Annotated in this window: 15 protein-coding genes; 7 read left to right on the top strand and 8 right to left on the bottom strand. The window is 35.3% G+C overall.

Translation table 11 applies throughout. From position 1 onward, the window contains the following. Positions 1–88: 88 nt before the first annotated feature. The 5 genes from BW926_RS06225 to BW926_RS06205 all read right to left on the bottom strand — a co-directional run bounded on the left by BW926_RS06225 (position 89) and on the right by BW926_RS06205 (position 5,549). Complete coding sequence (locus tag BW926_RS06225; RefSeq protein ID WP_076445231.1) at positions 89–559, bottom strand: hypothetical protein; 471 nt, start codon at positions 557–559, stop codon at positions 89–91. A 72-nt stretch (positions 560–631) separates the two neighbouring features. Continuing rightward, positions 632–1,762, bottom strand: a complete 1,131-nt coding sequence (gene hppD / locus BW926_RS06220) for a 4-hydroxyphenylpyruvate dioxygenase (RefSeq protein ID WP_076445229.1) — start codon at positions 1,760–1,762, stop codon at positions 632–634. Positions 1,763–2,008: 246 nt separating this feature from the next. Beyond that, entirely contained in the window at positions 2,009–2,788 is a 780-nt protein-coding gene (locus BW926_RS06215; protein ID WP_076445227.1) for a hypothetical protein, read from the bottom strand. 142 nt (positions 2,789–2,930) lie between these two features. Then, complete coding sequence (locus BW926_RS06210; RefSeq protein ID WP_076445225.1) at positions 2,931–4,205, bottom strand: acetyl-CoA hydrolase/transferase family protein; 1,275 nt, start codon at positions 4,203–4,205, stop codon at positions 2,931–2,933. A gap of 156 nt (positions 4,206–4,361) precedes the next feature. After that, entirely contained in the window at positions 4,362–5,549 is a 1,188-nt protein-coding gene (locus tag BW926_RS06205) for a homogentisate 1,2-dioxygenase (protein ID WP_076445223.1), read from the bottom strand. A 166-nt stretch (positions 5,550–5,715) separates the two neighbouring features. Between BW926_RS06205 and BW926_RS06200 the strand changes: the two genes are divergently transcribed. Together BW926_RS06200 and BW926_RS06195 are read left to right on the top strand one after the other, a co-directional pair. Further along, positions 5,716–7,788 carry a TonB-dependent receptor plug domain-containing protein gene (locus tag BW926_RS06200; protein WP_076445221.1) on the top strand — a complete coding sequence of 691 codons (2,073 nt, stop codon included), beginning with the start codon at positions 5,716–5,718 and terminating at the stop codon, positions 7,786–7,788. Further along, entirely contained in the window at positions 7,785–8,252 is a 468-nt protein-coding gene (locus tag BW926_RS06195; RefSeq protein WP_076445219.1) for a thioredoxin domain-containing protein, read from the top strand. Before BW926_RS06200 ends, BW926_RS06195 begins: the two co-directional genes overlap by 4 nt. Before the next feature lie 259 nt (positions 8,253–8,511). Here the strand turns inward: BW926_RS06195 and BW926_RS06190 are convergent, their stop codons facing one another. Then, positions 8,512–8,877 (bottom strand): DUF1304 domain-containing protein, encoded by a 366-nt coding sequence (locus BW926_RS06190; RefSeq protein ID WP_076445217.1) that lies wholly within the window; start codon positions 8,875–8,877, stop codon positions 8,512–8,514. A 66-nt stretch (positions 8,878–8,943) separates the two neighbouring features. Between BW926_RS06190 and BW926_RS06185 the strand changes: the two genes are divergently transcribed. The 5 genes from BW926_RS06185 (at position 8,944) to BW926_RS14625 (ending at position 12,352) form a co-directional block, all read left to right on the top strand. Further along, on the top strand, positions 8,944–9,516 hold the full coding sequence (locus BW926_RS06185) for a Crp/Fnr family transcriptional regulator (RefSeq protein WP_076445215.1): 573 nt from the start codon (positions 8,944–8,946) through the stop codon (positions 9,514–9,516). Between the two features lie 63 nt (positions 9,517–9,579). Then, the gene (locus BW926_RS06180) at positions 9,580–10,011 is read left to right on the top strand and encodes a DoxX family membrane protein (protein WP_076445330.1); all 432 of its coding nucleotides are present in this window, start codon (positions 9,580–9,582) and stop codon (positions 10,009–10,011) included. A gap of 5 nt (positions 10,012–10,016) precedes the next feature. Beyond that, the gene (locus BW926_RS06175; RefSeq protein WP_076445213.1) at positions 10,017–10,460 is read left to right on the top strand and encodes a carboxymuconolactone decarboxylase family protein; all 444 of its coding nucleotides are present in this window, start codon (positions 10,017–10,019) and stop codon (positions 10,458–10,460) included. A 503-nt stretch (positions 10,461–10,963) separates the two neighbouring features. Beyond that, a complete protein-coding gene (locus tag BW926_RS06165; RefSeq protein ID WP_076445211.1) occupies positions 10,964–11,839 on the top strand; it encodes an aldo/keto reductase in 876 nt (291 codons plus the stop codon). 384 nt (positions 11,840–12,223) lie between these two features. Next, positions 12,224–12,352 (top strand): hypothetical protein, encoded by a 129-nt coding sequence (locus BW926_RS14625; RefSeq protein ID WP_262484486.1) that lies wholly within the window; start codon positions 12,224–12,226, stop codon positions 12,350–12,352. 118 nt (positions 12,353–12,470) lie between these two features. Here the strand turns inward: BW926_RS14625 and BW926_RS06160 are convergent, their stop codons facing one another. Continuing rightward, positions 12,471–13,808 (bottom strand): UDP-N-acetylmuramate--L-alanine ligase, encoded by a 1,338-nt coding sequence (locus tag BW926_RS06160; RefSeq protein WP_076445209.1) that lies wholly within the window; start codon positions 13,806–13,808, stop codon positions 12,471–12,473. A 2-nt stretch (positions 13,809–13,810) separates the two neighbouring features. Beyond that, positions 13,811–14,251 (bottom strand): hypothetical protein, encoded by a 441-nt coding sequence (locus BW926_RS06155; protein ID WP_076445207.1) that lies wholly within the window; start codon positions 14,249–14,251, stop codon positions 13,811–13,813. Positions 14,252–14,261: the final 10 nt, after the last annotated feature.

The following is a 14,261-nucleotide window of genomic DNA, read 5'->3' as shown; positions in this document are numbered from 1 at the left end:
TAGATTTAATTTGAATGTAAGTTTAAACACAGATTCCACTATTTTGTGAAAATATTGGTGACTTTCGTGTTTAAAATATTAAAATGCTTTATTTTTTAGCCTTGGCTTTAGAAAAAGATGCTTCGTCGATCCATCTGGCTTTGGTGTTTACATCGATCAGATACAAGATATCATCCTGCTTTGTCAGCAGTAAGGTTTTAGCAACAGGAATCGGAACTTTCTTGTTTTCAAGCATATCTGCTCTCAGAGAAACAATATTTTTCTTTCTGATAATATCGCCGGTAAAAATATTCGAGCTGCTTTCCCCGGTTGCCTTATCATCGAAAACTTCTACGTAAGTAGCTGTTTTTCCTTTGATTACAATAAAGTCTCTTTCCGTGTGGTCTGCCTCATCTTTTATGAAAACAAATTTCTTGTTGTCGATGTTTACAGATTCCAGATTTTGGTTGACTCCTTTTCTTTCTTCAAGTCTTCGGAGGATTTCATATAATGAACCGTATTGTGCTTTTAATCCAAAAGTTGCTCCAAGAAATAAAATTCCAATTAAAAATTTTCTCATAATAATGTGTTCCTTTAAAAAAAGTTTTGTCAAGATTCTTCATCCTGACAAAACCCGATATTGTTATTTAAATTAAAGATTTCCTCTTTTTTCCTGTTCTCTTTCCAATGCTTCGAACAATGCTTTGAAATTACCGGCACCGAAGCTTTGAGCACCGTGTCTTTCAATGATTTCAAAGAAAAGAGTAGGGCGGTCTTCTACAGGTTTTGTAAAAATCTGAAGTAAATATCCTTCTTCATCGTGGTCGATAAGAATACCCAGCTCCTGAAGTTTTTTAAGGTCTTCACCGATGTGGCCCACTCTTTCAGGAACCATGTCGTAATATGCTTCGGGCGGAGCTGAAAGGAATTCCACACCACGTTTTTTTAATTCAGTTACAGTGTGGATAATGTCTTTTGTAGCTACTGCAATGTGCTGTACACCTTCCCCTTCGTAGAAATCAAGATATTCTTCTACCTGAGACTTCTTTTTACCTTCTGCCGGCTCATTGATAGGGAATTTTGCATATCCGTTTCCGTTTGACATTACTTTAGACATCAAGGCAGAATACTCTGTGTTGATTTGTTTGTCATCAAAAGAAAGAATATTCACAAATCCCATTACTTTTTCGTACCATTCTACAGTTGGAAGCATTCTATTCCAGTCTACATTTCCTACGCAATGGTCTACGTACAATAAACCAGTTTCTCCAGGATTGTAGTCGCTTTCCCATTTTTCGTAACCAGGTATGAAGGTTCCTGTGTAATTTTTTCGTTCTACAAACATGTGAATGGTTTCTCCGTAAGTATAGATTCCGGACATTCTTACTTCACCGTTTTTGTCTGTCAGAGTTATTGGCTCGAGATAAGGTTTTCCGCCTCTTTTTGTAGTTTCTTCAAATGCTTTATATGCGTCATCTACCCAAAGTGCCAAAATTTTTACCCCATCACCATGCTTTTTTACGTGTTCATTGATTAGTGAATCAGACTTAAGCCCTGTTGTAAGAACCAATCTTATTTTCCCCTGCTGAAGAACATAAGATGCTCGATCTCTCACTCCTGTTTCCGGACCAGCATAAGCCACAGACTGAAAACCGAAAGCGGTCTTATAATAATGAGCAGCCTGTTTAGCATTTCCTACATAAAACTCAATGTAATCTGTACCGTTGATCGGTAAAAAATTCTCTGCTTGAGCAATTTTTTCGGCAAATGTAAGTGTTGACATATTTTCTATTTTTACTTTTAAATTTATAAGTATGCAAATTACAAATTTCTTACTAATACGAAAAATATTCACGAACAAACATTAGCTTGACTTAATAGAAATTTAATGAAAAGTTTATTTAAGTATGCTTAAGTTTATTATGTTTTACCTAAGATTTCTAATTTTGAAATACAAAGACAAGTGAAAAAAAAATATTTCGAAACAGAGAGCCATAGAATTTTCTATGGTTTTCTGTTTTTATATGAATTATTTTATGTTATTTAACCTTCCAGCATCGGGATTGTAATTGTCCCAAATCTTCCAAACATTGTTTATTTTTCGGATGAAATAAATTTGGGTATTAAGCTGATTTACAAAATGCTTTTCACCAGATTCTCCTACTTTAAATAGAAGGTTCCAGAATTCCTGAGATTCTAAGATTTTTTTATCCGGATCATCTGTTAAAATCCTAATATCAAAAACTTCGTAATTTGACCTGTTGTTTTTTGTCACCAATTGAAATTCTCGGTCACACAATTCTTTGCTGAAATGTGAAGCTCGTTCAAGAAATGGAGAGTCATCAAAAACAAGATTTTTAAGAAGTTCCATTTTATAATTGGGGAATTGCTTATAGAATTCGAAAACTGTTGCACAGTAATCATAAATCATTTGAGGGAACTTTTGAACGTCGTTTTCTTCGTCTTCCTGTCTTTTCTCCTTTATAAACTGAATGTAAGTATTCAAATCCCTATATCCAAGGAAAATACATATTTTATCAAGGGTTTTTAAAAATCTTAGATCACTATGGGTTTTGTTCTGATAATCATTTTCGAAAAAACGTTGTAGTGTAACATATGAAATAGTATTTCCTATCTCAAATTTTTTTCTGCCTTTTAATTCCTCAGCTTCAGATAATTCTTTTTTAATGATTTCGGAAAGAATAATATAATGGCTTCTCTTCCATTCATCAACATTTCCTAAAACAGAATTCTTTACTTTAAAATGTTTTATAACTTCTTCCCTTATAGCATTATATATAGTCTTCAATTTCCAATATTTAATAAGCTTTTTATCAAATGTCTTGTGTTTTGCTAAAAGCCTGCGGTTTTGTACTGTTTTTCTTATATTAAAATTACATTTTTTTAAATTAACACAAAACTTATAATGAATTTTTTAACATTAATTACCATTAATTCTTAAATCTTTCATAAGCTGCCCTTTCCAGCATTTCCCTGTCATCAGGATGTGCGATACTGATCAGCTCCTGTGCTCGCTGGCGAAGATTTTTCCCATACAGATAGGCTGTTCCGTATTCTGTAACTACATAATGAATATGACCCCTGGTTGTCACAACCCCTGCACCTTGCTTCAGGTACGGGACGATTCTTGAAGCTCCTTTTTTGGTTCTAGAAGTAATGGCAATAATAGGCTTTCCGTCTTCACTCAGAGCTGCACCTCTCATAAAATCCATCTGCCCGCCGATTCCACTGTACTGTATAGTTCCGATAGAATCTGCGCAAACCTGCCCTGTAAGATCAATCTCTATGGCTGAATTGATGGCTACCATTTTTTTATTTTTCATGATATTAATAGGAAAATTAACGGCGCTTACGTCATTAAAGGCAAAAACCGTGTTGTCATCTACGTAATCATATAATTTTCTTGTACCGAAACAGAAGCTGGTAATCGTCTTATTGTTGTGATAGCCTTTATATTTATTATTGATAATATCATTCTGAATCAGATCTACTACACCGTCACTGAGCATTTCTGTGTGAACGCCAAGGTCCTTATGATTTCCCAGACATTTTAAAACCGCATCAGGGATAGTCCCGATTCCCATCTGAAGGGTGGATCTATCGTCGATCAATTCGGCCACGTTTTTTCCGACTTCCATTTCTTCCGGACCGACTTTTGAACCATAATCTACAGTCGGCAGCTCTTCTTCATGCCATACCAACTTGTGAATTTTACTGATATGAATCATCCCATCACCGTGGGTTCTCGGCATTCTCGGATTGACAATGGCTACAATAATTTTAGCAGTGTCAACGGCAGATCTTGCCACATCCACAGAAGTTCCCAAAGTACAGAAACCATGCTTATCGGGTGGTGAAACGGTTACCAGAGCCGCGTCCAGCGGAAGAATATTTTTTCGGAACAGAATAGGAATTTCACTTAAAAATACAGGAACAAAATCTCCCCATTCAGAATTTACTGCATTACGTACCGGTGTGGAAACAAATAATGAATTAATGAAAAATTTATCCCGATATTCAGGTTTTGCAATTTCCACATTTCCCTGCTGGGTAATGGAAACCATTTCAATATTATCTAAACGGTATGATTGTCTCGCTAATTCATCTATTAAAAAATTCGGAGTACAGGCGCTTCCATGAAAAAAAACACGATTTCCGCTTTTTATAGTATAAATGGCTTCTTCTGCACTGATATAATTATACATATCAAACTTTTTGATTTCTTATCTTAAAGATAGAGTATATTATGTTTATTTATTTCAGCTTTTAAGAAACATTTATCATGTTTTGAAGATTCTAACGAAAAAAGACCGAATGTCTATCATTAAATCCTTTAATTATTTTATTAAAATTTATGTTAATTATTCCTGAGAGCGGTCTTCCATCATTTTATCCTGTTCTTCAAGCCATGAAGTTTTATAAGAAGGGTCTTCCACCTTTAAAGCTTCTTCAGTAATTTTTAAAGGTCGGAAAGGGTCTACCATTACAGCATATTCTTCCGTGAATTTTTTTCCGATACTTCTTTCCATTGCTCCCGGATGTGGGCCGTGGACAATTCCCCCAGGGTGAAGGGTAAAATCCATCAGATCGATATGGTTACGGCTCATGAAATCACCTTCTGTATAGAAAAGAACCTCGTCAGAATCAATATTTGAATGGTTATAAGGTGCCGGAATTGCCATCGGGTGGTAGTCATACATTCTTGCACAAAACGAGCAAACCACAAAATTGTGCCCCTCAAAATTTTGGTGTACCGGTGGCGGCTGATGAATTCTTCCTGTAATTGGCTCAAAATTTTTGATATTAAATTTATAAGGATAAAAATATCCGTCCCAGCCTACAACGTCAAACGGGTGTGTTGCATAAATGAAATCTGTGATCTGATTTTCTTTCTTTACTTTAATTAAAAATTCTCCCTTTTCGTCTTTTGGCTCAACAAAAGTTGGGGTGATGATGTCTCTTTCGCAGAACGGAGAATGCTCAAGAAGCTGCCCGAACTCATTTCTATATCTTTTTGGAGTGTAGATCGGGGAGTGGCTTTCCAGTACAAAGAAAATCGTGTCATCAGATTTTAATTCAACCTGATAAATCGTACCTCTCGGAATGATTAAATAATCACCTACAAAAAACTCCAGATTTCCTACAAAAGTTTTTAAAATTCCGCTTCCGCTGTGGACATACAGAAGTTCGTCACACTCTGCATTTTTGTAAAAGTAATCCATTGATTTTCTTGGCTTTGACAATCCCATTTTCAGGTCATTGTTTACCATTAGAAACTTTCTGCTGTCCAGAAAGTCGTTCTCGGGAGTCACATTCATTCCTTTGAACATCCTCGGAGTAACGTTTTTATCAACGGCAATTTTTGGTGCCACATCCTTTGGCTCGCCGATGGATTTAATCTGAGTAGGGCGGTGAATGTGGTACAGCAATGAAGAAATCCCGTGAAAACCTTCTGTTCCGAAAAGCTGTTCGTAGTAGAATTTATCTTCAGGAGATTTGAAAATCGTATGCCTTTTCTGTGGGATATTTCCCGACTGATGATATCTCATTTTTCTCTTAATCTTGTTTCTCAAATTTAATATTTTTTAATGAATTGGCTAAAAACATTTTTTATCAGGAAAAACTGACTTTGTTTTTTAATCATTTAATTAAATAAAAAATAAAAGTTTTGTTATTCTAAAATTAATTGTTAGTTTTGTCTAACAATTTTATTTCATGCAACGAATATTGTTTTCTGTACTCCTTTTTTCGACTTACTGTTTTTCACAGCAAGCAGACAGTTTAGATATTAATCAATCAAAAATAACTGATTCGGTAAAAATTGTAAACAAGCAGGAAATAAAAACAAAGATGATTGATGATGTTGTCATTACAGGAACAATAAAGCCCATAAGTAAATCAAAAAGCCCGGTTGCCGTAGAGATATACAGTCAGAAATTTTTCCAGAAAAATCCCACTCCTAATATTTTTGAGGCAATTTCTATGGTGAATGGGGTAAAGCCCCAGCTGAATTGCTCTGTTTGTAATACAGGAGATATCCATATCAACGGGCTGGAAGGTCCTTACACCATGATTCTGATTGACGGAATGCCGATTGTAAGCTCATTGTCAACAGTTTATGGGTTAAGTGGAATTCCTAATAGCCTGATCGACAGGATAGAAGTGGTAAAAGGCCCGGCTTCATCCCTTTATGGCTCCGAGGCTATGGGCGGGGTTATTAATATTATTACAAAAAATGCGTTGGCAGCTCCCAAGTTAAGTGTTGATCTGATGACGACTACCTGGAGTGAAAATAACCTGGATTTGTCAACAAAATTTAATTTAGGTAAAAAAGCAGCTTCTTTATTAAGCCTGAATTATTTTAACTATACCAAAAGATTTGACGAAAATAAAGACAATTTCACTGATGCCGCTCTTCAGAACAGAATCTCTGTTTTTAATAAATGGAATTTCCAGAGGAAGGAGAACTGGCAGGCCAGCTTTGCCCTAAGATATTTGTATGAAGACCGATTCGGTGGCGAAATGCAATGGAATAAATCATATCGTGGAAGTAATGAAGTGTACGGCGAAAGCATTTATACGAACAGGATAGAGGCTTTCGGGGTTTATCAGTGGCCTTTGAAAGAGAATATTGTCACCCAGTTGTCTTATAATTTCCACGATCAGAATTCTTTTTACGGAGCCAATCCTTTTACTGCAACGCAGAAAGTAGCTTTTGCACAGACCTATTGGGATAAAAAATTGGGAAATCATGATCTGATTGTAGGATTCACTTTTAAAAAGACGTTTTATGATGACAATACGCCCGGAACCTTATCTGCGGATGGCTTGACAAATTCACCCATGAAATCACCTATTTTTGGAGCGTTTATTCAGGATCAATGGGAAATTAACGAAAAAAATATGCTTTTGGTTGGGTATAGATTTGATTATGATAAAATTCATCATGCTGTTCATTCCCCTCGTTTTGCATGGAAATTTTCCCCCAATCCTTATCATACATTACGATTCAATTTTGGAACGGGTTTTCGGGTGGTGAATTTATTTACGGAAGATCATGCGGCGCTTACCGGCTCAAGGGAAGTTGTGATTAAATCAAGTTTAAAGCCTGAAAAATCGATTAACGGAAATATAAATTATGTGTGGAAAATTCCTGTAGGAGATCGCTTGATCAATCTTGACGCTTCTGCATTTTATACTTATTTCAGCAATAAAATCGTGGGTAATTTTGATACCGATCCTGAGAAAATTATTTATGATAATCTACATGGGTACGGAATTTCAAGAGGTATTTCTATGAATCTGGATTATAATTTTACCTTTCCTTTGGGTGTTAATATCGGAGTGACTTATCTTGATGTTTATCAGAGATTTGATGGAGAAAATGAAAAATCGCAGCAGCTTCACGCGCCAAAATGGAGTGGGACTTATAATTTGAGTTACAAATTGAAGAACAATCTGACGATTGACTTTACGGGACAGTTTTATGGACCGATGCGCCTTCCGGTACTTCCCAATGATTACCGCCCGGAATATTCCCCGTTTTATTCGCTGGCCAATATTCAGGTTTCAAAAAGTTTCAAATCCGGATATGTGGTGTATGCAGGAATTAAAAATCTATTCAATTTTACTCCAAAAGATCCATTAATGCGCCCGTTTGACCCTTTTGACAGATATGTAGATGATCCTGTCAATAATCCTTATCATTACACCTTTGATACAACGTACGGATATGCTCCGATGCAGAAAATCAGAGGTTTTTTGGGAGTGAAATATATTTTGAAATGAAAAGTTTAATCATATTTTTATTTCTAATATCAGTGCCTTATTTTTATTTTTCACAGATAAAAACAAGCACTTTTTCTGATCTTGAACAATTCCATAAAGAAAGTCCGAGACCGACCATTATTCATATATATACAAGCTGGTGCACGGTTTGCAAAATCGAATCTTTTGAACTTAATAAAGATAAAGATTTGATTAAATTAATCAATAACAACTTCTATTTCATCAATTTTGAAGCGGAAAAAACAAAAGAAAAAATCCGTTTTCAGGGAAAAGAATTTAATTATCTGCCTAATGGAAATTCGGGAATTCATGAGTTAGTGCTGGCTTTGTCGAAGAATAAAAATCAGCCTGTTTATCCGTTGTGGATTATTATAGATAAAGACCAGAATTTGGTTGAATATCACGAAGGTCAATTTCAAAGTGAAAAATTAAAAGGAAAATTGTTAAAGGTTTTTGGATTTTAATTATTCTGTAGATTTAGCGGATTATTTGAATTTAATTTTGATTTTTTACTAAATCTGTTTAAACTTTTAATTTTCAAAGATCTTTACTATTGCTTAAATAGGGGACAATAACCATAGCCCCGATTGTAACGGCATCCTTTTGTGTAGCGAAGCGAAACAAAAGATATAGTGAAAAGCGGGAAATTGCTCCTAAAAACTTTAAAAAAGTTTAAATTTATTACAAACTTCTGTATAATTCGCTAAATCTGCGAGATCAAATTTATTTTAAAAGCACAACAACAATAGCTAAAATCGCCGGCAAAGCTTGAACAAAAAATATCTTTTTCGTTGCAGAGATAGCACCGTAAATTCCGGCAATGGCAACACATCCCAGGAAAAATAATGCAATATTCGTCTGCCATTTCGAATCTTCAATTAAAAATGACCATATCAGTCCCACGGCAAGAAAACCGTTATATAGCCCCTGATTGGCGGCTAAACCTTTTGTCGGCTTAAACATTTCTGCTGGCAAGGCAGATTTGAAAACCTCCTTTCCTTTGGTTTCCCACGCAAACATTTCCATCCAAAGAATGTAAAGATGTTCAATGGCTACAATAGCAATTAATATTTTTGAAATGATTTCCATGATTTCCTGTTTTTGTCATTGTAAAACTAAAAAAATAAAGTTAAGTTTGATTAATTAATTTCAAAAATGGAAACTTTCAGAGCACATTTAGATAAATTTATTAGTATAAATGATGAAGAATTTTCTTCAATACTCTCTTTTTTTCAGGTATGGGAAGTTAAAAAAAAACATAATCTAATGCTTGATGGTGAAATTTGTAAATCCATGTATTTTGTTGTAAAAGGTTGTCTTCGAAAGTTCTTCGTTAATGAAAAAGGAGTGGAGCAGACCACAGAATTCGCCATTGAAAACTGGTGGATTACCGATACTTTTGCTTATGAAAGACATTTAAAATCAGATTTTTATATTCAGTCGGTAGAGCGTTCTATCATTTTGGAGATTGATTTTCAAAGCCAGGAAAAATTATTCAGGGAACATCCTTTGATGGAAAAATATTTCAGGATAGTTTATCAGAGGGCCTATGCGGCTTCAGAGAGAAGAATCCGTTTTTTATATGAGATGAGCAGGGAAGAGCTCTATGTGCATTTCAGCACGCATTACCCCGAATTTATCCAGAGAATTCCACAATATCTTGTCGCCTCTTTTCTCGGTTTTACCCCGGAATATTTGAGTGAAATCAGGGCCAAATTACGTTCTTAAACCAGTTTAAGATTTTTACCAATCCCAAATCGGAGCTTTGTCATGTTATTAAAATTCAATATTATGACAGGCAAAAGAAATCTATATTCACAATTATTTTTAAGGATTGCAATTGCTGTGACCATGCTGTCCGCGGTTGCTGATCGGCTCGGATTCTGGGGCAAAAATTCCGCATGGGGAAATTGGGAAAATTTTGAAAAATATACCGGGCAATTGACATTTTTTCTCTCGAAGGGTTTGCAGATTTTCTCAGCATATGCAGCTACATTTTTAGAAATACTTTTGCCTTTGCTTTTACTGATCGGGTTCAAAACCAGGTTAGCAGCCTGCGGAGCCGGATTTTTACTGCTGATTTTTGCTTTATCAATGACCATTGCGTCGGGGGCTAAAGCTCCCTTAGACTATTCTGTATGGGTAGGAAGTGCGGCGGCTTTCCTGTTGGCTAATCAGGAAAAATATTCATTAACTATAGATAATTTAACGAAAAAAATATAAAAATTATGAGCACAAGATTCGATATGGCAACGACCGATAAGGCAGCCTACAAAGCAATGCTTGGACTGGAAAGTTACTTACAGAACGTTTCACTAAGTCCTATTCAGAAAGAATTAATCAAAATAAGAGCTTCTCAGATCAACGGGTGCGCGTTCTGCCTTGATATGCATACAAAAGATGCCCTCAAATACGGTGAAACTCCTCAGAGAATTTTTATTTTGAGCGCCTGGAGAGAAGCGAAAAACTTTTTCACTGAAGAAGAGCAGGCGCTTTTGGAAATGACTGAAGAAATCACTCTCATCAGCCAGAAAGGCCTTATGGAAGAAACGTATTACAAGGCAAAACAGCTTTTTGACGAGCTCACCATTTCACAGATTATCATGGCAATTATCACCATCAATGCATGGAACAGAATCGCAATAAGTACCTATGCTCCGATTGAAAAATAAACTCAACTATCTAATAAAGTTATTTACAAAAATCGCTTCCTAATATTGAGAAGCGATTTTCATTCTTATGAGGTTTATATAAGCCAGATTTTTGTAAGATTAAATATTTATTGAATTCATTTAAAATAGCTTCACCAAGACTTTTTGCAGATTGAGGGTTTTGCCATGTGATTACTCTTCGGTCGGTTACAACGTGATTCTGCCAAAGACATAATTTTCAAATTTTGCCTCTCTTTCTTTTAATTTATCTTCCAAAAGGAAAGGGGCTTTAATATACGGCTGTTGAGACAAATTACATTGAAGAAATTGATCATATCAAAGTTTTATTTAGAAAAATGATGAATAAAAAGAGTTTGGCTTATTAAAATCCGGTTAACGTTTCATGGAATATCAATTGGAAATTTAATCATTATCTGGATGAAGTTTAAAAGCAGGTAAAAATGGTAACAAGAAATTCAAAAATTTTATCGGAAATTTGTTAGACTTTACATTAAAATTTAATTATGGAACAAAAAAAATACACAGAACAGCCAGTAATTACATTGAATAACGGTATTGATATCCCCGCATTGGGTTTTGGGGTATGGCAGATGGAGGATTTGAAAGAATGTGAAAATGCTGTGATCAAGGCTATTCATACCGGATATAGAATGATTGATACTGCTGCAATTTATCTTAATGAAAATGCAGTGGGAGATGCAATCAGAAATAGTGGTGTGGATAGAGACAAATTATTTATCACGTCAAAACTTTGGGTTCAGGACACAACATACGGAGAAGCAAAATCTGCATTCCAGAGAACGCTAGACAGATTACAGCTGGATTATCTAGATATGTACCTCATTCACTGGCCTTACGCGGATTTCACAGGAGCCTGGAAAGCAATGGAAGAATTATATGAAGAAGGAAAAATTCAAGCAATTGGCGTTTGTAATTTTACGATTGAAAAAATGGAGGAGCTAAAGGCAAATGCAAAGGTTCTTCCGGTAATTAACCAAATTGAATTACATCCGATTTTTCAGCAAAAAGAACTTCAGATGTACAATAAAGAAAATAATATTATTACCCAACCCTGGAGCCCGCTTGGAAACGGAAATGCAGGCCTCTTGGATAATGAGAAACTAAAATCTATCACAGGAAAATACAGCAAAACTGTTGCTCAGATTATCCTTAGATGGCATTTACAGGAAGGGTTCTGCGTGATCCCGAAATCTGTAACATCATCAAGAATTGAGGAAAATTTCAATGTTTTTGATTTTGAACTTACAGACGATGAAATGAATACTGTCCGTTCTCTGGATACTGGCAAAAGGCTATTTTTTGACCCGAAAGATATAGCTTGGGAAAAGAAAATGTTGAGCTCAGTAGCGGATATCTGATAGAATAAATATTAATTTTTCTCTCACAGATTTGGCGGATAACGCAGATTATTACTTTAAAAGTCTGCGTTATCTGCCAAATTTGCGAGAGATTTTCTTTGGATGTAATTTTTTAATCATATTTGAAATAAATTTTAACCTTAATCAATCATATCTAAAAAATTAATACCATGTCAGAAGAAGGGAAACTGACAGAAAATGCTGTTCTAATGTAAAAAACGACAAAAGTACAAACGAAAAGACGCAGACTACTGTAAACAATCTACCTGAAACTCCGGCTTTCGCTTTTGGAAGTGCCACCCATTCTACAGGAATTATGTTTGAAAAGGCTATCAATACTCAAAATCAGCAGAATATTCTGGGGCCAGGCTGCGGCAACAGGGTGTGAATCAGACTTATAATCAGGAAACTGTTAATGATAATATTTCGATAGTCAATATGATGAATCCGGATTTAGCCATTCGTCTCCCACAAAATCGTCCGCTTCCTAATGATAAAGATGATAAAAAATAAGAAGAGACTGTCTCAAAAGTACCACTCTCTCGGGCTCCTGTCTGACAACTTTTGTCGTTTAGGAGGCTCTCACAGCATTATTTTACCTTTTGAGACATCCTCTTTTTTATAGTGAAATTTATTTGGTCAAATCCAGGCCGCCGAAATTTCCGGAGCTCATCATCAGATAAACGCCATTCGTTTTATCCAACGTATTCCAGTAAGCGTGAAGATCTTCTGCATTGGTAAAGACCCTGAGATTTTTATTTTTAAATTTTTCTTTGATCAGCTCAGGAGATATAGGCTCCATTCTTTTGATTTTCAAAGCATCTTCAGAGTAGAAAACTACTGCCTCGTCAAGCCAGTCCATTGCATGGTCATATTGTTCAAGAAAAACAGGATTCAGGCTTGAATAGGTATGAAGTTCCAGAAAGCCGTATTTTTTTTCATCTTTAAATTGTTCCTGAAAAGCCTTTACTGTTGCTTTTACCTTGCTTGGAGCATGGGCAAAATCTTTATAAAGTGTTCCTTTGTCTTTTCTTTCTACTTTTTCAAGACGCTTTGAAGCTCCTTTAAAGCTCATGATTGCTTCATAGAAATCTTCGTCCATAATTCCCAATTGCTGGCAGATGTGTCTTGCCCCTTCCATATTCAGCAGATTGTGTGCTCCGAAAACGGAAAGAGGAATATCGCCCATTTCGGTTTTTAAGTGAACTTTTCCATTGATAATCAGATATTCAGGCGTTTTGTAAGGTATTTTTCTGAAATAATTTTCAGCATCTTCAACAACTTTTACCACCTCAGCATCTTCTTCATTATACACTAAAACCCCGCCTGGCGTAATGCTTGCTATAAATTTTCTGAACTGCTTTACATAATCATCAAAAGTTTTAAAAACATTGATGTGATCCCAGGCGATACCGCTCATCAAAGCAATATTTGGCTGATACAGCAAAAATTTTGAACGGAGATCAATGGGTGAGGAAAGATATTCATCTCCTTCCAAAACCATAAAATCGTTGTCTTTGGTTAATTTAACCATACAATCAAAACCTTCCAGCTGAGCTCCTACCATGAAATCCACATCTTTCTGATGAAAATTCAAAACATGAAGAATCATGGAAGTAATTGTGGTTTTCCCGTGAGAACCTGCAATAACAACTCTGGTTTTGTTTTTCGATTGTTCGTATAAAAATTCCGGATACGAATATATTTTCAGGCCAAGTTCCTTAGCTCTTGCCAATTCAGGATTGTCCTGGTGGGCATGCATACCGAGAATTACGGCATCAATATCCGAAGTGATCTTTTCCGGAAACCAGCCCATTTCTGCGGGTAAAATTTCTTTTTTTTCAAGTCTGGATTTTGACGGCTCAAAAATGGCATCATCCGAACCTGTCACCTGATATCCTTTATCCTTTAATGCAATGGCTAGATTGTGCATGGCGCTTCCGCCTATGGCTATGAAATGGGTTTTCAATTTTATCTATTGTTTTTTACATTATTATTAATAATTTCCTGAAAGACATTTGTGATGTTTGTCCAATTGGATTTATAATTTTCCATAATTGAGCTTGCATCTGTTTTGCTGCCCTCATTTACTCCTTTTTTTATATTAATAGAAACGGATACATTGTCATAGATCTTCTTATGATCTTCCTGTATTTTTCTAAAATTATTTTGGAAAAGCGTATTGTTCAAATTTTTAAGATCTTCGTCTGAGATCTTAAAACTCTGTTTATACTTTTTTCTTTGGCTTTCGAAAGAATAATGTACATTATTTCCTTTAATTAATAAATTTTCATAAATCGGAACATGCCCCCCGTTTTTAGAGTAGCTGATCTCAAAATTCGAATATACTTTCTGGCTGTTACATGATACTAATACTATGATTGCGAATAAGATTCCTATTATTCTTTTCATATGTAATTTA

Source organism: Chryseobacterium sp. RU37D (genome assembly GCF_900156075.1).
Taxonomy (GTDB): Bacteria; Bacteroidota; Bacteroidia; order Flavobacteriales; family Weeksellaceae; genus Chryseobacterium.
The sequence above is the reverse complement of the archived record's forward strand: the minus strand, read 5'-3'. Positions and strand labels throughout refer to the sequence as shown.